At 32.0% G+C, this 23,846-nt stretch carries 28 protein-coding genes; 18 read left to right on the forward strand and 10 right to left on the reverse strand.

Going from position 1 to position 23,846, the window contains the following annotated elements; all coding sequences use genetic code 11:
- Nucleotides 1-127: 127 nt before the first annotated feature.
- Nucleotides 128-856, reverse strand: a complete 729-nt coding sequence (locus AC1EUU_RS01050; protein ID WP_480199519.1) for an energy transducer TonB — start codon at nucleotides 854-856, stop codon at nucleotides 128-130.
- Between the two features lie 190 nt (nucleotides 857-1,046).
- Nucleotides 1,047-1,466, reverse strand: a complete 420-nt coding sequence (locus AC1EUU_RS01055; protein WP_480199520.1) for a CBS domain-containing protein — start codon at nucleotides 1,464-1,466, stop codon at nucleotides 1,047-1,049.
- 112 nt (nucleotides 1,467-1,578) lie between these two features.
- On the opposite strand from AC1EUU_RS01055, the gene hemN reads away from it, so the two are divergent.
- The 3 genes from hemN to AC1EUU_RS01070 are packed head-to-tail and all read left to right on the forward strand — an operon-like array spanning nucleotide 1,579 to nucleotide 4,007.
- Complete coding sequence (gene hemN, locus AC1EUU_RS01060; protein ID WP_480199521.1) at nucleotides 1,579-2,943, forward strand: oxygen-independent coproporphyrinogen III oxidase; 1,365 nt, start codon at nucleotides 1,579-1,581, stop codon at nucleotides 2,941-2,943.
- 32 nt (nucleotides 2,944-2,975) lie between these two features.
- Nucleotides 2,976-3,167 (forward strand): universal stress protein, encoded by a 192-nt coding sequence (locus AC1EUU_RS01065; protein ID WP_480199522.1) that lies wholly within the window; start codon nucleotides 2,976-2,978, stop codon nucleotides 3,165-3,167.
- Nucleotides 3,168-3,170: 3 nt separating this feature from the next.
- Nucleotides 3,171-4,007: a universal stress protein gene (locus tag AC1EUU_RS01070; RefSeq protein ID WP_480199523.1), complete on the forward strand. Its 837-nt coding sequence runs from the start codon at nucleotides 3,171-3,173 to the stop codon at nucleotides 4,005-4,007.
- Between the two features lie 4 nt (nucleotides 4,008-4,011).
- Here AC1EUU_RS01070 and AC1EUU_RS01075 read toward each other — a convergent pair whose 3' ends face one another.
- Nucleotides 4,012-4,443 (reverse strand): RrF2 family transcriptional regulator, encoded by a 432-nt coding sequence (locus AC1EUU_RS01075; RefSeq protein ID WP_480199524.1) that lies wholly within the window; start codon nucleotides 4,441-4,443, stop codon nucleotides 4,012-4,014.
- Nucleotides 4,444-4,557: 114 nt separating this feature from the next.
- On the opposite strand from AC1EUU_RS01075, the gene AC1EUU_RS01080 reads away from it, so the two are divergent.
- From AC1EUU_RS01080 to deoD, 11 genes are all read left to right on the forward strand, one after another.
- On the forward strand, nucleotides 4,558-5,139 hold the full coding sequence (locus AC1EUU_RS01080; protein WP_480199525.1) for a fasciclin domain-containing protein: 582 nt from the start codon (nucleotides 4,558-4,560) through the stop codon (nucleotides 5,137-5,139).
- A gap of 25 nt (nucleotides 5,140-5,164) precedes the next feature.
- A complete protein-coding gene (locus AC1EUU_RS01085) occupies nucleotides 5,165-5,689 on the forward strand; it encodes a c-type cytochrome (RefSeq protein WP_480199526.1) in 525 nt (174 codons plus the stop codon).
- A gap of 24 nt (nucleotides 5,690-5,713) precedes the next feature.
- The gene (gene nosZ / locus AC1EUU_RS01090) at nucleotides 5,714-7,675 is read left to right on the forward strand and encodes a Sec-dependent nitrous-oxide reductase (protein WP_480199527.1); all 1,962 of its coding nucleotides are present in this window, start codon (nucleotides 5,714-5,716) and stop codon (nucleotides 7,673-7,675) included.
- A gap of 96 nt (nucleotides 7,676-7,771) precedes the next feature.
- Nucleotides 7,772-8,362 carry a hypothetical protein gene (locus tag AC1EUU_RS01095; RefSeq protein ID WP_480199528.1) on the forward strand — a complete coding sequence of 197 codons (591 nt, stop codon included), beginning with the start codon at nucleotides 7,772-7,774 and terminating at the stop codon, nucleotides 8,360-8,362.
- 2 nt (nucleotides 8,363-8,364) lie between these two features.
- The gene (locus tag AC1EUU_RS01100) at nucleotides 8,365-8,796 is read left to right on the forward strand and encodes a nitrous oxide reductase accessory protein NosL (protein WP_480199529.1); all 432 of its coding nucleotides are present in this window, start codon (nucleotides 8,365-8,367) and stop codon (nucleotides 8,794-8,796) included.
- A gap of 4 nt (nucleotides 8,797-8,800) precedes the next feature.
- The gene (locus tag AC1EUU_RS01105; RefSeq protein ID WP_480199530.1) at nucleotides 8,801-9,088 is read left to right on the forward strand and encodes a cupin domain-containing protein; all 288 of its coding nucleotides are present in this window, start codon (nucleotides 8,801-8,803) and stop codon (nucleotides 9,086-9,088) included.
- Between the two features lie 20 nt (nucleotides 9,089-9,108).
- A complete protein-coding gene (locus tag AC1EUU_RS01110) occupies nucleotides 9,109-10,533 on the forward strand; it encodes a nitrous oxide reductase accessory protein NosL (RefSeq protein WP_480199531.1) in 1,425 nt (474 codons plus the stop codon).
- A gap of 77 nt (nucleotides 10,534-10,610) precedes the next feature.
- Nucleotides 10,611-11,795: a nitrous oxide reductase family maturation protein NosD gene (locus tag AC1EUU_RS01115; RefSeq protein WP_480199532.1), complete on the forward strand. Its 1,185-nt coding sequence runs from the start codon at nucleotides 10,611-10,613 to the stop codon at nucleotides 11,793-11,795.
- Complete coding sequence (locus AC1EUU_RS01120; RefSeq protein WP_480199533.1) at nucleotides 11,792-12,499, forward strand: ABC transporter ATP-binding protein; 708 nt, start codon at nucleotides 11,792-11,794, stop codon at nucleotides 12,497-12,499. Before AC1EUU_RS01115 ends, AC1EUU_RS01120 begins: the two co-directional genes overlap by 4 nt.
- Nucleotides 12,492-13,274, forward strand: coding sequence for an ABC transporter permease (locus AC1EUU_RS01125; protein WP_480199534.1), 783 nt, complete (start codon nucleotides 12,492-12,494; stop codon nucleotides 13,272-13,274). The genes AC1EUU_RS01120 and AC1EUU_RS01125 overlap by 8 nt, the downstream gene beginning before the upstream one ends.
- 153 nt (nucleotides 13,275-13,427) lie before the next feature.
- Nucleotides 13,428-14,129 carry a purine-nucleoside phosphorylase gene (gene deoD, locus AC1EUU_RS01130; protein WP_480199535.1) on the forward strand — a complete coding sequence of 234 codons (702 nt, stop codon included), beginning with the start codon at nucleotides 13,428-13,430 and terminating at the stop codon, nucleotides 14,127-14,129.
- Between the two features lie 59 nt (nucleotides 14,130-14,188).
- Here deoD and AC1EUU_RS01135 read toward each other — a convergent pair whose 3' ends face one another.
- Nucleotides 14,189-14,842: an OmpW/AlkL family protein gene (locus AC1EUU_RS01135; RefSeq protein WP_480199536.1), complete on the reverse strand. Its 654-nt coding sequence runs from the start codon at nucleotides 14,840-14,842 to the stop codon at nucleotides 14,189-14,191.
- Nucleotides 14,843-15,453: 611 nt separating this feature from the next.
- Here AC1EUU_RS01135 and AC1EUU_RS01140 point away from each other — a divergent pair.
- The gene (locus tag AC1EUU_RS01140) at nucleotides 15,454-16,887 is read left to right on the forward strand and encodes a pyridoxal phosphate-dependent decarboxylase family protein (protein ID WP_480199537.1); all 1,434 of its coding nucleotides are present in this window, start codon (nucleotides 15,454-15,456) and stop codon (nucleotides 16,885-16,887) included.
- A gap of 217 nt (nucleotides 16,888-17,104) precedes the next feature.
- Here the strand turns inward: AC1EUU_RS01140 and AC1EUU_RS01145 are convergent, their stop codons facing one another.
- Both AC1EUU_RS01145 and AC1EUU_RS01150 read right to left on the reverse strand, forming a co-directional pair.
- Nucleotides 17,105-17,704: a WG repeat-containing protein gene (locus tag AC1EUU_RS01145; protein WP_480199538.1), complete on the reverse strand. Its 600-nt coding sequence runs from the start codon at nucleotides 17,702-17,704 to the stop codon at nucleotides 17,105-17,107.
- A 5-nt stretch (nucleotides 17,705-17,709) separates the two neighbouring features.
- Complete coding sequence (locus tag AC1EUU_RS01150; RefSeq protein ID WP_480199539.1) at nucleotides 17,710-18,111, reverse strand: hypothetical protein; 402 nt, start codon at nucleotides 18,109-18,111, stop codon at nucleotides 17,710-17,712.
- 410 nt (nucleotides 18,112-18,521) lie between these two features.
- Between AC1EUU_RS01150 and AC1EUU_RS01155 the strand changes: the two genes are divergently transcribed.
- From AC1EUU_RS01155 to AC1EUU_RS01165, 3 genes are all read left to right on the forward strand, one after another.
- Nucleotides 18,522-19,367 carry a universal stress protein gene (locus tag AC1EUU_RS01155; protein ID WP_480199540.1) on the forward strand — a complete coding sequence of 282 codons (846 nt, stop codon included), beginning with the start codon at nucleotides 18,522-18,524 and terminating at the stop codon, nucleotides 19,365-19,367.
- 6 nt (nucleotides 19,368-19,373) lie between these two features.
- Nucleotides 19,374-19,778, forward strand: coding sequence for a hypothetical protein (locus AC1EUU_RS01160; protein ID WP_480199541.1), 405 nt, complete (start codon nucleotides 19,374-19,376; stop codon nucleotides 19,776-19,778).
- A gap of 242 nt (nucleotides 19,779-20,020) precedes the next feature.
- Nucleotides 20,021-20,662, forward strand: coding sequence for a hypothetical protein (locus tag AC1EUU_RS01165; RefSeq protein WP_480199542.1), 642 nt, complete (start codon nucleotides 20,021-20,023; stop codon nucleotides 20,660-20,662).
- Nucleotides 20,663-20,664: 2 nt separating this feature from the next.
- Here the strand turns inward: AC1EUU_RS01165 and AC1EUU_RS01170 are convergent, their stop codons facing one another.
- Genes AC1EUU_RS01170 through AC1EUU_RS01185 form a run of 4 tightly spaced genes read right to left on the reverse strand, consistent with a single transcriptional unit; the run spans nucleotide 20,665 to nucleotide 23,844 of the window.
- The gene (locus AC1EUU_RS01170) at nucleotides 20,665-21,357 is read right to left on the reverse strand and encodes a VIT1/CCC1 transporter family protein (RefSeq protein ID WP_480199543.1); all 693 of its coding nucleotides are present in this window, start codon (nucleotides 21,355-21,357) and stop codon (nucleotides 20,665-20,667) included.
- 37 nt (nucleotides 21,358-21,394) lie between these two features.
- Nucleotides 21,395-22,666 (reverse strand): acetyl-CoA hydrolase/transferase family protein, encoded by a 1,272-nt coding sequence (locus AC1EUU_RS01175; RefSeq protein ID WP_480199544.1) that lies wholly within the window; start codon nucleotides 22,664-22,666, stop codon nucleotides 21,395-21,397.
- A gap of 14 nt (nucleotides 22,667-22,680) precedes the next feature.
- A complete protein-coding gene (locus tag AC1EUU_RS01180) occupies nucleotides 22,681-23,388 on the reverse strand; it encodes a sulfite exporter TauE/SafE family protein (protein WP_480199545.1) in 708 nt (235 codons plus the stop codon).
- A 6-nt stretch (nucleotides 23,389-23,394) separates the two neighbouring features.
- Complete coding sequence (locus tag AC1EUU_RS01185) at nucleotides 23,395-23,844, reverse strand: FixH family protein (RefSeq protein ID WP_480199546.1); 450 nt, start codon at nucleotides 23,842-23,844, stop codon at nucleotides 23,395-23,397.
- Nucleotides 23,845-23,846 lie beyond the last annotated feature (2 nt).

Consider the following 23,846-nt stretch of genomic DNA (forward strand, 5'->3'; position numbering starts at 1 on the left):
TTTTTCAGCAATCTTAACCTTATAATTTTTTCATAATATCTTTCTGACACTTCTAAATCTATCGTAGAAATTGTTAGACCGTAACTTTTATTTTAACAGTCGTAACTATGATTGCTATTAGAAAAATTTAAATTACCTGTAGAGTAATCGGCAATGTATATTTTACACTTACGAATCTCCCTCTTTGCTTTCCCGGAGTCATTTTTGGTAATAGCGATACGACTCTGATAGCCTCTTTTTCTAACCTAATATGTGGTCCACGAGCTTTAATTTCTGTAATACTTCCAGTTTTATCAATTTTAAATTGAACATAAACTCTCTTCTTACCAGATTCTAAGCCCAAATCACCGGCGATACCGGTATTATACTTTTTGCTTATATGCTCCTTAATTTTGTCTTGTAAACACTTTCTTTTTTGTTCTTTTGTACCATTACAACCAGGGTAAACGGGTACTTCTTCAATAATAGCAAAAGGCACATCTTCAACTACATCTTCTTCCTCCACAACCTCGTCAATTTCATTTATTTCTCTAACCTCAATCGCAAGATTCTGATCTACTTCTGTAGACTCAAATACTGCCTCTTCAATTTCAGACTTGTCTTCAACAATTTCAAACTTTTCCGGAGCCATTACAGGTGAAGGAGGAGGCTTAATAAGCTCAAGCCGTTCTGTAATAGGAATTTCTTCAATTATTTCTTCTTGTACGGTATATTGCACCAATGTTTCTAAAACACGCTCATAGGCTTTATATTCTAATGATGCAAATACAGTTAATAACGATAATGCCAAACCTAGTTGAAAGAAAAGCATACTATAGTTTTCTAGTTTGGCTTTTTCAGATTTTTTTGCTTTCATGATAATGTATTTTAAAAATTATATACTGCACTTTTTTAGCGCATAACTTGTTGAATTAAGTTATTGATTATCAAAACAAAAAAGAATGATATTTGTCATGTATGAAGTAAAAAACCAATCTTTTTTAATAAAAAAGCAGAGGGGTACCCCTCTGCTTAAAACCAAAAATCAACCAAACTGCTAATCGCTATTAATATTGAGTTAGCAGGTAATTTATTAAATCGGTAGTGGTAACAATACCAACAAGCTTTTTATCATCAACAACAGGTAAGGCATGAAATTCTTTTTTTGATAGAATTTCGGCCACGTCCTTTATTGTTGCTGAGGCGCTTACACTAACAATATTTTTAGCCATAACCTGTTCTATTGTAAACATATTGTAAACAACAGTATCAACTTCATATTCATCACCAGAAATGGCGTCGGCAAAGCTTATTCTTAGGAGATCGGTATAACTAAGCATGCCTACAATTTCATTGCCGCTTACAACCGGAATATGTCGAATATTATTTTCTTTAAATAACCTTTCAGCAGTAGTCAAATCATCTTTACTATTCACGGTAACAACATTAGTCGTCATAATTTTTGAAACAGGAGTTCTTTTTTTCATGGGATCAGTTTTAAAATCTATTATAAAGGTAAACCGATGACAGTAAATTTACTATGACATTTATCATAGTATAACTTTTAAAGCTATTCTATTTTTGATGAAAATGAAGTAAATGAAAACATCTCTAGTTCAAAAGTATAATGTTCCAGGACCAAGATATACAAGCTATCCAACAGTTCCATTCTGGAATAACGAAGGAATTTCTACTCGTAATTGGAAAAACTCACTACAGTTTTCATATAATGAGAGTAATAGAGAAAAAGGAATAAGCATTTATATTCACCTTCCCTTCTGTGAAAGTCTTTGTACTTTCTGTGCTTGTCATAAATATATAACAAAGCGGCATGAAGTTGAAGATCCTTACATTAATACGCTGTTAAAAGAATGGCAACTATACCTTAATCTATTTGATGAAAAACCCGTCTTAAGGGAATTACATTTAGGAGGAGGAACACCGACTTTTTTTACGGCAAAAAACCTTAACATATTAATACAAGGCATTTTAAACTCTGTAGATCTACACAGAGATTATGAATTTAGTTTTGAAGGTCATCCAAACAACACCACAAAAGATCATTTATATACACTTTATAACTTAGGTTTTACCAGAGTTAGTTTTGGAGTACAAGATTATAGCAAAATAGTACAACATGCGATTCATAGAATCCAACCCTTTGAAAATGTTAAGAATGTTACCAGTTGGGCTAGAGAAATAGGATATACATCAATTAGTCATGATCTAGTTTTTGGCCTACCGTTTCAAACTGTTAAAGATGTAATTAATACAATTGAAAAAACAAATGAGCTAAGACCAGATAGAATTTCTTTCTATAGTTATGCTCATGTTCCTTGGGTTAAAGGTGTAGGGCAGCGGGGCTTTAGTAAAAAGGATATCCCTAGCGGAGATGTTAAAAGAAAGCTTTATGAAATTGGCAAACATATGTTATCTAATCTTGGATATGTAGAGACAGGAATGGATCATTTTTCATTACCTACAGATTCTTTATTCAAGGCATTCAATACGGCAAATATGCACCGCAATTTTATGGGTTATACCACGAATCCAACACAGTTAATGATTGGTTTAGGAATGTCTGCTATAAGTGATTCTTGGTATAGTTTTGCGCAGAATGAAAAAACCTTAAAAGAATATCAACAAAGAGTTGATCTCAGACAATTGCCAATAATAAAGGGGCATTTACTTACAAAAGAAGACCTTATCATTCGAAGGCACATTTTAAATATTATGTGCCATTTTAAAACATCATGGCGAAATGATGATTTAAAATTTATCGAATTAAACGAAGTTTTATCAAGACTTAAGGAATTAGAAAGCGATGAATTGGTTTATATTCTTGATGAAGAATTATTAGTGCCAGAAGAAGCCAGAGCATTCGTGCGTAATATTTGTATGGCCTTTGATCTTAGATTAACAAGAAATAAACCAGATACTCAATTATTTTCAATGACTATTTAAAACACCATGGGCTCTCAATCAGTAAAAGCAATTTGAATAAAGTTATTTACTATGATGATTATAGTGAAGAAGAAGGGATATTTAATTATAGTAAAGAAATAAATGCTGATGTAATTGCCCTACCTATCCATGGACGAAGAGGGCTAGCCCATTTTTTTACGGGGAGCATTACTGAAGATGTTGCTAACCACGCAGATGTACCAGTTATAACTTTTAAAATTTAAACAATGAAAAAGATTGTCTTACCAACTGATTTTTCTAAGAATGCTGAGAATGCAATTATTTATTCGCTAAATTTATTTAAAGGTGAGGTTTGTGAATTTTATCTTTTGCATACTTATACACCTATAATTTATAGCTACGATTTTCAAATGGCTGCAGGAAGCTATGCTGATGATCTTTCTGATGTAGTAAGAAAAAACGCTGAAAAAAGATTAAAGCTAATAGTAAAAAAAGTTAAGGAGAAATACCAGAATGAAGAATATAAATTTATTCTTGTTACTTCATTTAATACATTAATAGGTGAATTAAAAACTTTTGTAAAAGAGCATAAAATAGACCTAATCGTTATGGGTACCAAGGGCGCTTCTGGTATACAAGAAGTATTATTTGGAACTAATACGATACATGTAATAAATAAAGTGAAGTGTCCGGTACTGGCAGTGCCAGATGGTTATGAATTTCAAAAACCGGTAAATATTCTTTTTCCTACAGATTTTAAAATTGATTATGATGAAAGGCATCTAAATATAATTAAGGCCATTGCAATGAAATATGAAGCTAAAGTGCATATAGTTCATGTTTCACATGACGAATTAAACTATGAACAAAATAAGAATAGTGTAATGCTTGAACGACTGCTTTTAGATTTTAATGATGTTTATCAATTTGTTAAAGATGAAGACATACCCGTAGCAATTAATGCCTATCAAGACGAGCATGAGACTCAATTATTGATGATGATTAATAACAAGCACTCATTTTTTGAAAACCTCTTTTTCAAACCTGTTATTTCTAGAGTTGGCTTAAACTTAAAGACACCGTTTTTGGTAATTCCTAAATAAACTATTAAAGAAAAATATGGGTTTTACCCAATCTTAAATCTTCGGCAAATTCTTCTATAGATTTATTGGTGAGGTCTTCAACCAGGGCAACTCTAAGGGGGGCAAGTTTTGAATGCATGGGGCAAGGGTTATCATGACTGCATACGGGAAGCCCTAAAATACAGTTTTGAAATTTATCCAAGCCATCAATGCAATCTACTATTGATATTAGCGAGTTTAGTTTATTTTGGGGAGTTAAATAAAAACCTCCATTTCTTCCTTTTGTTGATGATATTAAGTTCTTCTTAGCAAGCTGCTGGAGTGTTTTTGCTAAAAAAGCTGCAGGAATGTCTATGTCTTGAGCGATTACTTTTGGATTAAACTTCTTGACCTCACTAGAGTTCAGCGCAAGATACAAAACACCTCTTATAGCATATTTACTTGATTTTGATAACATGGTATTACAAATAAACAAAAATAAAAAGATAAAAATATCTTTTTATATGATAAATATCATATTTTTTGATCATTAGAGCTTCTAAATTTGTTTAATAACTTAAAATGAAGACTAATGAAATCTAATCTAACCCTTTCAATTATATTGATTATGATGCTGTTGGTAGCTTGTAAAAAGACTGATCGGCCATCTCAAAGCATTGATAATCAAAGTGCTAAAATTGAGCAAGAAGCTAAAGGGCAATCAGCGGTGGTAGACGAAGAATCTGGCGCCAATGCTCTACAAGTTGCAAAATCTCTTGATGATTTTACAACACTTGTTACCGCCATAGAGACTGCAGGAGTTGAAGATGCTGTAGTAAATGTTGGACCATTAACAGTATTTGCTCCAACAAATGAAGCTTTTGGAAAGTTACCACAAGGAACTGTTGAATCTCTTTTGGAGCCTAAAAATAAATCCCAATTAGCATTCATTCTTACCAATCATGTTGCCCCGGCCAACTATCCGGATACTCAACTGGAAAAAGAGGCTAAAAAAGGGCGTAAGCTTTATATGGCATCTGGAAAATATCTGGATGTTGAAAAAAAGGAAGATGGCATATATGTAGGGGGTACCAAAGTACTAAAAACTGTAAAAGTAAGTAACGGTTGGATACATGTGATAAGCGATGTATTGGTTCCGGTAGAAGAAGAATAATTCATAATAACTATAAACTAAAATAATGACAAAAAAAATGTTTGCGGTTGTAGTAGTATCGTTGGTGCTGCTGGCCAGTTGCGGAGGTGATAAATCAAAAAAAGATATTCCTGGTAAATCTGCCGAGCAAAAAGAAATTAAAAAAGAACCTGTAAAAGAAGAATCGAAAGTTGAAACTACTTCTGGAGAAGTTAAGGCTTCCGAAAAAGTAGACTTAGAAAATAAAGGTATCGGCCCTATTAAATCAGTAAAGCTTGATAACGAAATAAATGAAGAAATGGCTCTAAAGGGAGCAGATGTATACAAGAGAATGTGCACAGCTTGTCATAGAGTGAATAAAAAGTTTATTGGTCCGTCACCACAAAACATACTTGAAAGACGATCACCAGAATGGGTAATGAATATGATCTTAAATCCTGAAGAAATGGTTCAGAATGACCCTTTGGCAAAAGAATTATTAATCGAGTTTAATGGTTCACCTATGGCTAATCAGAATCTGTCTGAAGAAGAGGCGAGAGCAGTTTTAGAATACTTTAGAACTTTAAAATAGAATCAAACTAAAAATAAATGAATAATGAAAACAATAGCAAAATTAATAACTCTTATTATTTCTCTGGCCCTATTGACAGGCTGTGGTAATAATAAGTCTGATAATTCTGGACAAGGTGCTCTATCTGGAAACGTTGCTGAAAAAGTATATGTAAAACCCGGTGACCACGATGAATTTTATGCCTTTATTTCTGGCGGTTTTAGTGGGCAGTTGTCTGTTTATGGATTACCTTCTGGAAGGTTGTTTAAAGTAATCCCTGTTTTTTCTCAAGATGCAGAAAAAGGTTGGGGTTATAACGAAGAAACAAAGCCGATGTTAAATACATCTCATGGATTTGTACCTTGGGATGATTCTCACCATCCAGATATTTCTCAAACCAATGGAGAGTTAGATGGTAGATGGGTGTTTATTAATGGTAATAATACTCCTAGAATTGCAAAAATTGACCTAACTACTTTTGAAACTACAGAAATTATCGAGGTACCTAACAGCGCCGGAAATCATAGTTCATCGTTCGTTACAGAAAATACTGAATATGTTGTGGCGGGTACACGCTTTTCAGTTCCTGTACCACAGGTTGATATGCCTATCAATGAATATAAGGGCAAATTTAAAGGTGCACTTTCATTTATAAGTGTTGATCCTGAAGATGGTAAAATGGATTTAAAATTCCAAATAATTATGCCTGGTTTTAACTATGATCTATCACACCCGGGTAGAGGCAAATCGCATGGTTGGTTCTTTTTCACAACTTATAATACGGAAGAAGCAAGTACACTGCTTGAAGTAAATGCTTCTCAAAATGATAAAGATTTTATCGCGGCAATTAATTGGAAAAAGATTGAAGAATATGTAAATAATGGTGGTGGCACAAAAATGCCAACAAATTACGCTCATAATGTATATGATGAAGAAACACACACTGCCACTTCAACAATGGAAAAAGAAGTGCTTGTAGTTAATCCTATGGATGTTCCGGATGCAATTTATTTACTTCCTACACCAAAATCTCCGCATGGTTGTGATGTTAGTCCTGATGGGGAGTATATTATTGGTAGCGGTAAACTTTCGGCCGACTTAACAGCACATTCATTTACTAAAATGTTAGATGCCATAGAAAATAAAAAGTTTGATGGCGATGCTTACGGAATCCCAATTATTAAATATGAAGATGTTGTAGGAGGTACTGTAAAAAGTGGCGGTTTAGGCCCTTTGCACACAGAATTTGATGAAAAAGGGAATGCTTATACAACTTTCTTTATCTCGTCTGAAGTAGTTAAATGGAAGCTTGGAACATGGGAAGTAATTGATAGAAAACCTTGTTATTACTCTGTTGGTCATTTAATGATTCCAGGAGGTAACTCTAGAAAACCATTTGGTAAGTATGTTGTGGCCATGAATAAAATTACCAAAGATAGATACCTGCCTACGGGCCCAGAGGTAACACAATCTGCTCAACTATACGATATTTCTGGCGAAAAAATGGAGCTATTGTTAGATTTCCCAACGGTAGGTGAACCTCACTATGCAGCTGGTATTGCCGCAGATATTGTGAAGGCGAGATCAAAAAAGTTCTTTAAGCTTGAAGAAAACAAGCATAAATATGCTATAAAGAGTGAGAGCGAAGCAAAAGTTACCAGAAATGGCAATGAAGTGCATGTTTATATGAGCATGATTAGAAGTCATTTTGCACCCGATAACATTGAAGGCATCAAAGTAGGAGATAAGGTATACTTTCATGTAACAAATCTTGAACAAGATTATGATGTGCCTCATGGCGTAAGTATGATTGGAGCCAATACCTCTGAATTATTGATTATGCCTGGACAAACAGAAACCTTTGTGTGGGAGCCTAAGCAAGTAGGCGTCTGGCCATTTTATTGTACAGACTTCTGCTCAGCCCTGCATCAAGAAATGCAGGGATATGTTCGAGTTTCTCCAAGAAACTCTAACATAGAGCTATCATGGTCATTGGATGGTGAATAGCTGTTTGATTATTTTAGTTGTGAAGAGGCTGTGATGAGATTACGTTAACATTAAGTTATTGCAGCCTTTTCTTGTAACCTTTTAATATATAACTTCATGAAGAAGTCGAAAATACTAATGTTCATCGCAGCTTTATTGCCGCTAGGGTTATTTCTATTCCCTCTCTGGAATATTACGTTAGAAGCGCCTCAATACCCTACTCCGTTAGGAATGAACATCCACATTAATGATTTTGTCGATGCGAATCCACACGATATTAAGAATATTAATTTAATGAATCATTATGTAGGAATGAAATACATACCGGAAGCCATTCCTGAATTTAAGATTTTTCCCGCGGGTATTATTATTACTACCATTTTGGGATTAATAATCGCCTTTAAATTTAATCATAAATGGTATCTGTATTGGTTTGTTTTAATGATGTTACTAAGTGCCGCTGGACTGTACGATTTTTACCTTTGGGAACATGACTACGGGCATAATTTAGACCCAAAGGCCATCATGAAATTTACAAACCCAGACGGTTCACAAATGGGCTTTCAACCACCATTATTTGGTACAAAGAACATTTTAAACTTTACCGCACACTCATACCCTAGATTAGGAGCTTATTTTTTGGGGACAGGAATTGCTGCCGCACTGATTGCTTACTTCTTCGGTAAAAAAGAATTAAAGAAGAGATAAAAATGAGAGTTATAGTTTTTCTTTTAATGCTTGTGATATTACAATCATGTTCTGTAAAGCCTGATAAGATTGAGTATGGTAAGGACTCTTGTCATTTTTGTAAAATGAATATTGTCGACAAAACACATGCAGCTCAAGTTGTTACAAAAAAAGGAAGGGCTTTTAAGTATGATGCCATAGAATGTATGCTTAATGATCTTGAAGATAAAGACCGAGAAAAAATTGGTTTATTTTTAGTTACAGACTATTCAGTTCCAGAAAGCCTCATTGATGCTACAAAAGCAACTTTTTTAATAAGCGACTCAGTTCAAAGTCCTATGGGTGCTAATTTAACTGGCTTTGAAACAAAAGATGATGCCTCTACTGTAATAGATGAAGATGGTACCGGAAAACTATATGATTGGAATAGTATTCAAAAACTTTTTTATAATTAATAAAATGAATACCAATATTATAAATGAATCGACAATTGAAGGTTTAAAAGTCTCAAAATTATTTAAAACCGATACAACGGAAACTTTACTAATAATTTTAGAGAAAAAGAAACTATTCCCTAAACATACATCTCCAAAAGATACGCTTTTAGTGGTATTGCAGGGCAGTATAAATTTTTATATAGAAAATAAAATGTTGGCTCTAGAACAAAATGAGATTTACGCATTTGGCAAAGACATTGAACATCATGTTACTGCTAATGAAAATTCAAAATTCTTAATCATTAGATAACATTATTAAAGCATAAAAAAATGAATATAAAATTTATTTTATATAGTACGATTATGGCTTTGTTTTTTACAAACAATGTAATATGTCAAACTACTATTAACTATGAAAGAAGCCAATGTGCCCAGTGTAACATGGTTATAAAAGATAATCAATTTTCTGCTCAGGCAATTCCTAAGAAAGGTAAGGTGTTGAGCTTTGATGCCATCGAATGTTTGGTGAATTTTTTAAAAACGAATAACGATGCGGATTTCGAACTTCTTTCGGTTGCCAACTATAAATATCCTGGTGAGTTTTTAAATGCTAAAAAAGCGGTTTATCTGCAAAGTGAGGCTATAAAAAGCCCAATGGGAGCTAATCTTGCTGCATTTGAAGATATTGTTACAGTAAAAAAGGTTCAAAAAGAATTAGGAGGCGATGTATATAGTTGGAATCAATTAGTTATCAAATTTAATAATCAAAAGGTAGGTGAGGCCCATCATAACTATCATGATCATTTTAGACCAGACGCTCAAGCACCCATAGGCGTTATGGGTGATCATTTACATAACGAAGGTGGCTTAATGGTTTCTTTTCGAACAATGAATATGTTTATGGATGGTAATAGATCTGGCTCTGAATTAGTAAACGATAATGTTATTTATGAAAACTACATGGTGTCTCCGCAAGAAATGAATATGCAAATGTATATGGTAGGTATAATGTACGCTCCCAGTGATAAGCTCACTCTAATGGCTATGCAAAACATTATAAAAAAAGACATGGATTTAAAATCCAGAATGATGATGAATGATATGATTATGTTTCGAGATTTTTCTACCAGTTCATCGGGTTTTGGAGATATGAGTATTGCAGCACTATATGGTATTTATAACAGCTATAAAACATCTTTACATCTTAACGGTAGTATAAACATTCCAGTTGGAAATATTGCTCAGCGCGACGATACACCGATGATGAATAACATAAAACTACCTTATGCGATGCAATTAGGAAGTGGTACCATTGATGCTACTTTTGGTGCTACTTTCAAAGGGAACACCACATCAATTTCTTGGGGGATTCAACCGATGGCAACGATTAGAACCGGAAGGAATAATCAAGATTATCGTTTTGGCAATCAGCTTAAATTAAATGTCTGGGGAGCTTATAAATTATCTAATACATTTAGTATTTCTTCGCGAATATTAGGCATTACTGAGGGTGACTTAAATGGGCAAGATTCACAACTGAATCCTATGATGGTAACTACAGCTAATGTTAGCAATTATGGTTATAATAAAATAAGAGGTTTTATAGGAACAAATATGGTGTTCTCTAAGGCGTCAATTTTTAGAGATTTACGATTGGGCTTGGAAGCAGGTATCCCAATTCATAGAGATTATAACGACATGCAGATGGATGAAAAACTAACTGTTAATGTTGGGTTGCGGTACAATGTTTTATAATCACTTTACTATAATTATTAGAAGTGTATAAATCTATTTTAAATACAATATACTTATTTCTTCTCATAAATAACTTTATGAGCTTTGCTCAAATAGAAGTTTGTAATACCTGTGAAGTCCGTTCCTTGTCTGATGCTGTTTCTAAAGCTGACAGCTATGATACTATTATCCTTAATGGAGGAGTTTACAATGAATATGACCTTATTATTGATAAACCCTTAAAAATTATTGGAAGAAACAATCCAATTATAGATGGTCAAAAGAAAGGATATATTCTTGTCATTAAATCTGATAGTGTATCTATCTCAAATGTAACTTTAAAAAATGTAGGTCAAAGCTATACCAAAGATTATGCTGCTATTTATATATCAAAGAGCAAGTATTTTACAATTGAGAATACCGTGTTAGAAAATGTCTTTTTTGGCTTACTAGTTGAAAAGTCTCATAACGGCTTCATTGAAAACAATACTATTTCAAGTGTCGCAATTGACCAGGCAGGATCAGGCAATGGCATTCATTTATGGCATTGCTCAAATATTGAAGTAAAAAACAACCAAGTATATAATTTGAGAGATGGAATTTACCTTGAGTTTGTGTCAGAAAGTAAGGTACTAGAAAATAATAGTCATGATAATCTTCGGTATGGTTTACATTTTATGTTTTCTAATAACGATGAATACCATCATAATACCTTCACTAATAATGGATCTGGTGTTGCAGTAATGTTTTCTAAGTTTATAAAAATGACACATAATAGATTTGAAAAAAATTGGGGAACAGCTTCTTATGGGTTATTACTTAAAGAGATTTATGATGCAGAAATTTTAAACAATACTTTTGAGCAAAATACTACTGGAGTTTTTACAGAAGGCTCTACCAGAATAAATTATATTAATAATAGTTTTGTTGGAAATGGTTGGGGAATCAAAATCTCAGGAGCCTGCTACACCAATGTTTTTAAAAGGAATAATTTTCTCAATAATGCTTTTGATTTATCATACAATAGTAAGTTAAATGATAATATTTTTAATGAGAACTACTGGAGTTCTTATACAGGTTATGACCTTGATAAAAATGGTTATGGCGATGTTCCTTATAGACCTGTGAAACTGTTCTCTTATATTGTAAATAAAACTCCAGAAACATTAATTCTTTTAAGAAGCTTATTTGTTGATATAATAAATTTTTCAGAGAAGGTTTCTCCTGTATTTACACCAGATAACCTTCTAGATAGTAAACCCCTAATGAAACCTTTTGAATGATTGAAATTGCACATTTACATAAGAGATTTGGTAAGGTTGAAGTTCTTAAAGAACTGAATTTAACAATAAAAAAAGGTGGAATCTTTGCCGTCTTAGGTCCTAATGGTTCGGGAAAAACAACACTTATAAAGAGTATTCTAGGCATGGTTATTCCTAATAAGGGATCAATTAAAATTGATAATAAAAATATTATTGGCAAGCATAAATATAGAAATGAAATAAACTATCTTCCTCAAATCGCCAATTTTCCGAGTAATTTAACGGTGAAAGAATTGGTAAGAATGATTAAAAATCTTAGATCTAAAGTAACTTCAGATCAAGAATTAATTAATTTATTTGGTTTAAATACTTTTTTAGATCAAAAGCTAGGAAACCTATCTGGTGGAACTCGTCAAAAAGTAAATTTAGTACTAACTTTTATGTTTGACAGCCCATTGATTATTCTTGATGAACCGACAACCGGATTAGATCCTATTTCGTTAATTCATTTAAAAGAAATTATTCAAAGAGAAAAAAGTCGTGGCAAAACTATTCTAATAACTTCTCATATAATGAGTTTTGTTGAAGAAGTAGCCGATGAAATTGTTTTTTTATTAGACGGAAGAATTTATTTTAAAGGGAGTATTAAAGCCATACAACAGGAAACGAAACAGCAAAGCCTTGAACAGGCCATAGCAACTATTTTATTAAAAGAGCATGCTTAAAATATTAAAATATAGTTTTTATGATTTAATGCGTAGTCGTTGGAGCTATGTGTACTTCGGTTTTTACTTGTTATTAGGTTTTGTATTGTTGTTTTTGAATAATGATACTTCAAAAGCGGTTATCACATTATTAAATATTATAATAGTATTAACACCACTTATAGGAACTATTTTTGGTGTAATGTACTATTATAATTCTAGAGAATTTACAGAGTTATTGCTCGCTCAGCCTTTAAAAAGATCTACCATATTCTTAGGGCAATATTTTGGCGTAGCACTTTCACTATCAATGAGTTTGATGGTTGGCCTTGGTATTCCTTTTTTATTATATGGAATTTTACAATCATCCGCTATATTTAACTTTCTATCCCTTTTAATTGTTGGTGCCCTTCTTACATTTATTTTCGTAGCATTGGCGTTTAATATTGCTTTATCTAATGAAAATAAAATCAAAGGATTTGGTTATGCCATTTTACTATGGTTATTCTTAGCAGTTATCTATGATGGAATGTTTCTAATCTCTTTAATTCTTTTACAAGAATACCCTCTTGATAAATTTTCTTTAATAACTACAATGTTAAACCCGATTGATTTATCGAGAATACTAATACTTTTAAAATTAGATATTTCTGCTTTATTAGGATATACAGGAGCGGTATTCCAAAAATTCTTTGGAACAGGGTTAGGTATGTTCACTTCGTTTTTAGTGTTAATGCTCTGGGTGATTTTACCCGTATTGCGTATTGTACATAAATCTAAAAAGAAAGATTTTTAGATAAATTTATGTATTCTCTTTTTTACTTAAGTTTTTTATGTGCTAAATTGTAAAAAGAGAAAGAATTAAAATCTAAAATATGACTAATCTTATAAAAAGAAAAGTATTACAGCTTCATCGTAGTTCAAATAATAACCAAGTTATATTAATAATATGAGTAGTATACATTTAGAAGCAAAAGTTGGAGATATTGCAGAAACAGTATTACTTCCTGGTGATCCTTTACGTGCCAAACATGTAGCAGAAACTATGCTTGAAGACGCAGTGTGTTATAATAGGGTACGCGGAATGTATGGTTATACGGGTTTTTATCACGGAAAAAGGATCTCTATTCAAGGTACTGGTATGGGTATGGGGAGCGCTTCTATTTATATTAACGAGTTGATAAGTACTTATAATGCAAAACAATTAATTCGAGTTGGTACCTGCGGAGCTATACAAAAAGAACTTAAATTAGGTCAGGTAATTCTCGCAATGAGTGCATCTGGTGATTCTGATGCCAGCAGTAATTATTTTGGAAGAATGCATTATGCAGCAACGGCTGATTTTGATCTATTGCAGAAGGCATATCAATCGGCGCAACAATTAAACATTAATACTATACAAGGTTCGGTATTTAGTACGAATACATTTTATGATCCTCAACCAAATCGTTGGGATAAATGGCAAAAGCATGGTGTTCTTGGTGTAGAAATGGAAACGCAGATTCTACTTACACTTGCAAAAAGGTTTAATATAAAGGCATTATCAATACTTACCGTAAGTGATAATATTATTACTGGAGCTTCATCTAGTCAAGTAGATAGAGAGCAATCGTATAACGATATGATGAAAATTGCACTAACGCTTGCTTAAAAAGAAAAACCATTTGATCTAAAATCAAATGGTTTTTTAAGAATATAACGAACGAAGCTTTATAACCTAACTCCAACTCCAAAACCAAAAACCCAAGGGTTAATATCTACATCCGCTTTTACTGTAGCTCCAAGTGGGGTTTGAGCATTTACAGTAGCTTCGGTATTTAAGAAAAGCTTTTTAACATCAACATTCAAAAACCACTTATCATTAAGCATATAATCAAATCCTCCCTGTAGTGCGAAACCTACTGCGGTGTCATAATCAATGTCATCAGCAACTGGTCCTTCATCTACACCATAAAATAGGGTGAGGTTTACACCAGCTCCTAAATACGGTACCAAGTTACCTCCAGTGAAATGATATTGACCTAATAATGTAGGAGGTAATAGCCAAACATGACCCAGGTCTATATCATTTACTGCAGTATTGATTGCTTTAACATCATGCTTGGTAGTTGCTAAAATTAATTCTGCAGACCAATTTTCAGTAAAAAAGTAAGTAATGTCTAATTCTGGCACAATAGCCGTAGAAATATCTGCATCTCCACCTATGGTTTGTATCGTTGCACTCTCATCTGGTGTTACAATTATTCCTCGTAATCTAAACTGCCATTTGCTAAAACCCGAATCGGTATCCGAAGGTTGTTGCGCAAAGGCAAAATTTAAAGTACCTATAACCATCATTACTGCTAAAATTATTGTTTTTTTCATCTATTATGAATTTTAAATTATACTATAAAGGTAGATTTTGAATAGATTAAGAAGTATGATATTTATCATAAATGATTATTTTTTTTGAAATTTAAAAGTTTGATAATCAGAATTTTATATATCTTTTATTTGCTAATTACCCGAAGGTCACTATCAAAGAGAGTATGATAATTATCATATTATTTTCATACTCATAATTGTTTCTTTGAGAAAGTTTTATATGATGAAAAAAGTGTAGCTATGTACTAGATGTTTTTAAGTACTAATTCTAGATATTTATTAAGATATTGATAGGTTTCTTGACATTAGATGAGCTTGAGAACGCTATAAAAATCTTGTACAAAATTTGCCCCATTTTTTTTATTAGATAATCGTTACGATCTTATGAATTTGTTAGACCAAGAGCGTTATATTTTATATATTGTGTAAGAGATTAGTGACCTGTAATTGTAGCTTAAGCTTTAAAACAGTTTGGGTATGCAAAGGTCATAAATATTAGTGGTGGTTTTATCAAGATTTTACAAAGTGCAATTCCACTAAAATAAATATCTGAATAGCTTCTAATCTTGAGTTTACAATTAATTTTTAGTAATTCATAACCAATTTAAAGAATGAATGAGTCGCACAAGTTACAATTGAGTAAAGAAGATATGAAACATTTTGGGTATCGAGTAATTGATGCCATTGTTGAACATTTTGAAACCGAACACACCAAGAAACCAATTGCCTTGGCTTCTAGGCAAGAAATGGATACTCTTTTTTTAACTGAAGCCCCAGAAAAGGCAACCAACTATAACGAAGTATTAGATTTTGTGTTAGAAAAAGTAATACCTAATAGTAATATAGTATCACATCCAAAATCATATTCTTTTGTTCCCGGGCCCAGCAATTATATAAGTGTAATGGCCGATGCACTTGCTACTGGTTTTAATATTTTTTCTGGTGGCTGGGCTGCTTCACCTGCAGCGGCTGAATTAGAAATTGTTACGATGCAATGGCTACTGAAATTATTTAATTTTCCTGCAAAAAAAGGAGGAGGCTTATTTACTAGTGGAGGATCTATGGCGAACTTAACTGCATTGGTAACAGCTAGGCAACAACGATGTGGTGATGATTTTTCAAAGGCTATTATTTATTTATCAGATCAAGCTCATTCTTCTAATATTAAGGCCATTCGAGTTTTAGGTTTTAAAAAAGAACAAGTGCGGATTATTCCTACAGACATTGAATATAAAATTGCAATTAACAAGCTTAAAAATGCAATTGCGAAAGATAAATTAGAAGGCATGAAGCCCTTTTGTATAATAGCTTCAGCAGGCACCACAAATACGGGTACTATTGATCCTTTAAACGAAATTGCTGAAATCTGTAAGGTAGAGAAACTATGGTTTCATATTGATGGAGCTTATGGGGCAGCAGCGATACTTTCTAAAAAAGGCAGTCAACTATTAAAAGGTATTGGTAAAGCAGATTCTTTGACTATAGATCCTCATAAATGGTTATACCAACCATATGAAATGGGATGCTTATTGGTTAGAAATCATAAATGGTTAAGTGAGGCCTTTAGCGAAAAACCAGAATATTTAAGAGATATAGAAGGAAACACTTCTGAAATTAATTTTTATGACCATGGTATTCAATTAACAAGACGATTTAGAGCTTTAAAGTTTTATATGTCTCTTAAAACATTTGGATTAGAGGCATTTAGAAAGGCAGTTATTTACAACATCGATTTGGCAAATAAAGTTGAAGACATTTTGCGTAAAAGCCCTAAGTGGGAGGTGATTTCGCCCGCTACTTTGGCTGTGATTAATTTTAGATATCATCCCATAAAATCAAAATTATCAGAAAAACAGCTTGATAGCCTCAATCAATATATTTCTGAAAAAATAGTTGCTTCAAAAGAAGCACTTTTGGTAACAACGATACTTCAAAATCAAGTAGTTCTGCGTATGTGTTTAATCAATCCAAGAACAACTTTAATCGATATAAAGGAAACCTTGACCTTATGTGAAAGCTTTGCTAAGGAAAAACTTCGTAATTAAAATGAAAAATGATATCTTAGGTTTTCTTTCTATTATCGTTTCTAAAATTTTTACTTATCCTATAAGTTGATCATCGGAACTCATAATAGAGCAACTTGATTTCAAAGTCTTTCACCTTCGTTGAAAACGCTTTTTTTGGTTCAAAATCTATAGTATATTTCCAATAATCTTTAGACTTCGTAAGTTTTATTAGAATAATAGATGGCGCCTCTCATTTTTAAATTTTATAAAGCTTCCATTTATTATTTTTACTTTTCACAGCAACAAGATTATTTGTAATGAATCTTGAATTTATTTTATCTTCAGATTTAATACCAATTCGTTTTGGAATAAAATGTCTTGAGCTTAAAAATTTAATTGTTTTACCAGAAGTATCAATTATATATTCTTCTAGTTTAGTAGAGACAACATTTTTACCAAGCACATTATTTTCACCAACCTTTTCCGTTACTTTTTTTAGAATAATGGCCTTGCCATTTTTGAAGGTTGATGCATTTAAGAACTCAGGATCAATAATGGTTGTTCCGGTTTTATCGATGTATCCATAATAGTAAACTTCATTATTTTTTTTCTTTATTAAGCATCTATTATTAGCGAATAATGGATAGCTGCCATCGGTATTTCTTACTGCAACTAAATCGCCTCTAAAATCAATTAGGGTATTCCCCAATGTATCAATGAAACTCCAATTATCTCCTTTTTTAAGGGCAATTACTCCATCTTTTTTTGGAGAAATATAATCAAGATTTTCTAGTTGAGAGAAACTCATAAGTGACATACATAGTAAACTAACGGCAATAATTATTTTTGTGTTCATAGTGTCTATTTTTTTTTCAATTCTAAATCTAATTTTGCTAACATAATTAGTTCTGATTTATTCTTACTTGAGAAAGCCTTTGCAATCGAGGCCGCAGAACTCATAACCAATTTTTTAACTTCGTTTGTAAATAATTCATCATTGTCTACTTTAAATTTCATAAAATCATTAAAGCATTTGTTAGGGTCAGCTTGAATAGTTTTGTAATGGTCAAAACTAACTTCTGCTTGAAATATAGAATAGGCAGAATAATCATTATTAATCTTTTTTAATAATTCATTTTTTAAAATTCTTTTAAAAGCCTCATATTCCTGCTCATGAATCTGCCTATCAGAAGCGGCAATAGCATAAAGTAGCATACCTAAATTCTGATAAAATGAAACACCTACTTTTTGCGATATTTTCATGATTATCTTTTGTTGATTATACTTAGCAAGCTAATAATTTCAATAGCAGTAAACTATGATAATTGTCATTTGAAATCTACTTTTTTGATACTAACTTTAAAGAAGTAAGTAGAATTAAGCTGATTGTGAATAATATAAATGATTAGAAGTTTTTATTATTCAAAGCTTTTCTAAACTTAATGACATATTATTTTACAATATATGGGAACTCAATTGGAAACTGATAATTATGCTGTTTGGATGTTTAGCCTAAATTATATTTCCAAATCGATTTTTAACATTAGTGGAAGCTTTAAATGTAAAGTTTATGCAGGTAATTTGTGTTTCACTATTATTAGCACTATTTCTATTAAATACCTGCTATGAAATTATATCATTTTGGCAGAATTAAATAAACTCATATTTTATTTATGAAGAAAATAGTATTACCGACCGATTTTTCAGAAAATGCATTACATGCAATAAATTTCGCAATCAAATTATTTGATAAACACTTTTGTGAATTTTATATAATGAATGCATTTGCTTTATCTGACAATAAGCTTAAAAGTCATATAAACAAAAAACTTTATCCTGCGAAGTACAAAGATCTTAAAGAAAAATCTGAGAAAGGATTAAATAGTTTGTTGGAAGAGCTCTTAAAAAATGATAGTCCATATCATAAATTTAAAACCATTTCGATTGAGGGTTCAATTTTAGAAGCGATCCAGAATATTGTAAACTATGAGGCCATTGATTTGATTGTAATGGGATCAAAAGGAGTAACAAGATCAAGAAAAGTAGCTTTCGGGACAGTAGCAATTTATGTAATGGAGAAAGTGCGCAATTGCCCTTCTATTATTGTACCAGAAACCGCCTCCTATAAGAAACCTAAAGAGATTGTTTTTCCTACCGGGTATAGAAATAAATATAATGAAAATGAACTTGAACACCTTCTAAATATTGCTAAAATAGATAACGCCAATATTGCAGTTTTGCATATTTCAAAGGAGGAAACATTGAATGAAAAACAACAACAACATCAAAATAAACTTAAAAATTTATTTAAAGGTTTTCGTCACTCATTTCATCACCTGATTCATGACTCGGTTTTAGAGGGCGTACAATTATTTACAGATAGTAGAGAAAGTGATATGATATCTTTTATAAATAAAAAGCATGTGTTTTTTGACAATGTACTGGTACAGCCTTTGGTTAAAGGATTAAACTTTTATTCTAAGGTTCCTGTTTTAGTAATGCATGATATTAAAAACTAAATTATTATGAAAAATATTGGAATCTGGCTCGATAAAGACAGAGCTTATATTATTACATTAGAAAAAGAAAAAGAAACTCTTGAAGTAATTAAATCTAATGTTGAAAATTATCATGTTGGTGGAGGCTCGGGAAGTCGATTAAAGGGTGGCCCTCAAGATGTAGTTCAAGACAGTAAATATTTAGAGCGCGAGAAGCATCAATTAAAGAATTACTTTAAAGAGATTACTCTAAAAATTAAGGATGCAAAAGCTATTGCCATATTTGGTCCTGCTGAAACAAGAATTAAGTTAAAAAAAGAATTAGAAAGTAATTATCGAAGCCTAAATGATAAAGTATTACATAATGAACGAGTTGATAGTATGACAGAAAATCAAATAAAAGCCTTAGTTAGAAACTTTTATTATAGTTAACTAGGTTATAGATTTTTTAAACGGTTCAACTGATAAATATCATAGTAATAAAGCTTTGTTTAATTTAACTTAGAAGTATATTAAGTATAATGTTAAAAGCTTGTTATATAACTCAATGAGTTTAAAAATGAAGCTTAATTTGGAGTATGATGTATTTGAGCATCTTTTTATGAGCAATTTCTTTTCTAAAAGAATCATATTTCCTGCTTTTTAAATTATCAAAAACAATAAAACAATCACTCATGAGAAAAATTAATCTACTTTTTATTATAATTTTATTTATTAATTGTTCTACTACAGATTTAGTTGACAATTGGAAGAACCCTGAAATTGACACCTATGAAGCTACGAAGGTCTTAATTGTAGGTATGACATCAAATGTTGAAGCCAGAAAATCTTTTGAAGATAAATTACAAAACGAATATATTTCTAGAAATATTAATGCAGTTCCTAGTTATCAATACTTTGATAATCAAAAAAAGACCGAAGATGATCTGTTAGAAATAGAGAATAGCCTTTTAGCAGATGGCTTTGATACAATACTTTTTTCAAAAATTATTGGTTCTGAGAATAAACAACGCCTTTCAAAATCATATAAAGATATTGATAATACCTATCGAAAGTTTAGAGATGATTATTTCTTTAATCAAGATATTTATTATAATCCAAAATATTATGAACAGTATTCGGTATATCATGCCGAAGCATCGTTATATTGTATCTGTACTACAAAAGATAGAGAGTTGATATGGAAAGGGTTTATTGATATTATAGATCCGACAGATATTAAGGAAACTGTAGATGACTATGTAAAACTTATGGTTTTTATTTTAGAAGAAAACAAGCTTTTGCTTAAAAAAGAGGATTTAAAAAAAAATAGCTAAACTTAGCTAAGTACAATTCTTTCTAAAAGATTACCAATTAAATAGGCAACCATTGCTGCTATTATACCAAGAGTTAAGGTTTCTAAAATACCTTTTAACCGACTTGTCTCTGTGATATAAGTTTTAAGAAAACCGATTATTATAAAGCCTAAAGATGTAAAAATACTTGTCCAAAGAAAAAGATTGCCGGGAAATTGATCTATAAAATCCCATACATAAATTAGTAATGGTATTAAACCTATTGAAATAAATGACAAATAGGTAACCAAACCTATTTTAAAAGGTTGCTTCACTGACTCAGACATTAATAACTCATCTTTCATCATTACATCTACCCAGCGATCTTTATCTGCAATTATCGTATCTACCACTTTTTTGAGAAGCTCACCACTAAAGCCTTTATTCCTATAGATATCTTCAACTTCTTTGCGCTCGGTTTCGGGCATATTCTCGATTTCCCAATATTCTCTACGTTTATACTTATTATAATTATCTCTTTCGGATTTGGCCGATAGGTATGCGCCAACAGACATTGCAAATCCATCAGCAAAAAGATTGGCAAAGCCTAAAATAATTATGATTGAACTATCGAGTCCTGCCCCTACCGCTCCGGCAACCACTGCAAAGGTAGTTACTGCTCCATCGATACCACCGTATACAAATTCACCTAGATAATCTTGAAGTTTTATAAACATATCCCGCATATTTAGATGATTATATCAAGCTTATTATTTACAAGCAGTTAAATCTTTCATAAGCTGCTTTATCTAGCGCTTCCTGAAAATCTGGATGAGCGATAGCAATTAGTTGTTTTGCGCGCTGTTTCAGGCTTTTACCAAATAAATTCGCTACTCCGTTTTCTGTTACTACGTAATGTACATGTGCTCGCGTAGTGGTAACGCCGGCACCTTGTTTTAAGAATGGATTTATTTTTGACAATCCCTTATTTGTAATTGATGGCATTGCAAAAATTGGCTTACCTCCTTTAGATAAGGCGGCTCCTCTAATGAAATCCATTTGCCCTCCAACACCAGAATATTGATATTTACCAATTGTATCAGCGCAAATTTGGCCAGTTAGATCTATTTCGATAGCGCTATTAATAGCAGTTACTTTTGGATTTAATTTGATAAGCGAAGTATCATTCGTATAAGCGGCTTCCTTAAAATGCACAATCGGATTATCATCAATGAAATCATATAGTTTTTGTGATCCTACGGCAAAACATGTTACCAATTTTCCGGTTTTAAGCTTCTTCTTTTGGCCAGTGATGACTCCCTTTTCTAAAAGAGGTAATATGCCATCAGAGAACATTTCGGTATGGATGCCTAAATGTTTATGATTTGTTAGATTGTTTAGAACGGCGTTTGGTATGTTACCAATACCCATTTGTAAAGTAGCACCATCATCAACCAATTCTGCAACATGAGCTCCAATTTTTTTTTCAATAGAAGACAGTGTTCCAAGTTCAGTTCTATGAATTGGTTTATCAACATGTACTGCGAAATCAATATTTTTTACATGTATAATGCCATCGCCATGCGTTCTCGGTACATTGGGATTTATTTGTGCAACTACCATTTTGGCAGAACGTAATGCAGGTAGGGTAATATCAACTGAAGTACCAAGAGAGCAATAGCCATGCTTATCTGGTGTTGACACCTGAATAAAAGCAACATCTAATGGTAAAATGTCATCATCAAACAGATGATAAATTTCACTTAAAAAAATAGGTATATAATCACCTTGATTCGAGTTTACTGATTTTCTAACATTACCTCCAACAAAACAACTGGTAAGCTTAAATGTTTTATTATAAGGAGCTTCGGTATACTTTGCTGTACCCTCTGTATGTACTTGAATGATATCAATATTAGATAATTCATGATGCCTTTCACACAAAGCATCTATTAAAACATTAGGAGTCATTGCTGCTCCCTGAAAGAATATTCTATTACCAGACTTTACATTACCAACTGCACTAATCGAATCAACTATCTTCATTTTTTTATTTTAAATTAATCTATACACTCAATTGGTGTATTATGTACTTGCAATTTTACATCCTTAGGGGAGACGTAGGGAATACCTAATCCCATTCCGCGAAGGATAAATAATAACCCAATTATCACAACAAAAACAGGAATGACTTTGGTGATTTTTTTGCGAAGATTCAGAGAGAAAACACTTTTAGAATATATCGCAATGGTCATTATAGGTATTGTTCCTAGACCAAACAGAAACATATATAATGCACCTAAATAGAATTGCGAAGTAGCCACTGCACCCACTAAAGCCATATAGACCATTCCGCAAGGTAAAAAACCATTAAAAAAGCCAATGGTAAAAACTGCTTTATTAGATTTTTGTTTCAAGTAGAAACCTAACTTAGCTTTTACTTTATTTATAAAATGAAATAAAGGTTTTGAAAAATTATATTTGTTGAAAACACGGATAGGTATTAAAACAATAAGAATCATTAAAATACCTAGTAAAATAGACAGGCGTTGTTGAAACCCAGACAGGTAGAGTCCTTTCCCTAAAAGTCCAAATAAGGCACCAATACTACTATAGGCAATTAACCTACCAATATGATATAATAACGATTGATAGGCACCTCGTGTTTTGTTCTTTCTGTCAATAGGCAAAACAAAAGCAATCGGTCCGCACATACCAACGCAGTGAAAACTACTTAATAAACCTAATATAATTGCAGACAGTAACATTTATAATTAATAAATAAACTCTTTTTTATAGAGATATTCTTTGTTATTTTGATTCCAATTAATTTTAATGTCCCAACGACCGCCTACCAACTTATTATCAGGTATGAGTAATGTAGTAGTATTAGATAAGACAAATGGGATGTCTGTATCTAAACTTTGGTTAGACGGTCTGTATAGGGACACGCTTCCCTGGATAATTTCTGCTTGATATTTAAGAGGGAAACTAATTTCTATTCCTTTTGTTGTTTTCTCAAATGTTAACTCAATACCTGATTCTTGAGTATTTTTATACTTATCCATATCGTTTTGATAATTGAGTTCTTCTTTATAATATTCCTCTGAAACCAAACTGTAATTATATTTATCATTGGTAGTTGCTGTTATTACAAAGTATAGAATGAATCCAATGAATAATATAAATGCTATTAATATGCCTGTTCCCCAATTGATTTTCATTT

The sequence above is a fragment of the Maritimimonas sp. 2205BS37-2 genome, from assembly GCF_056591755.1.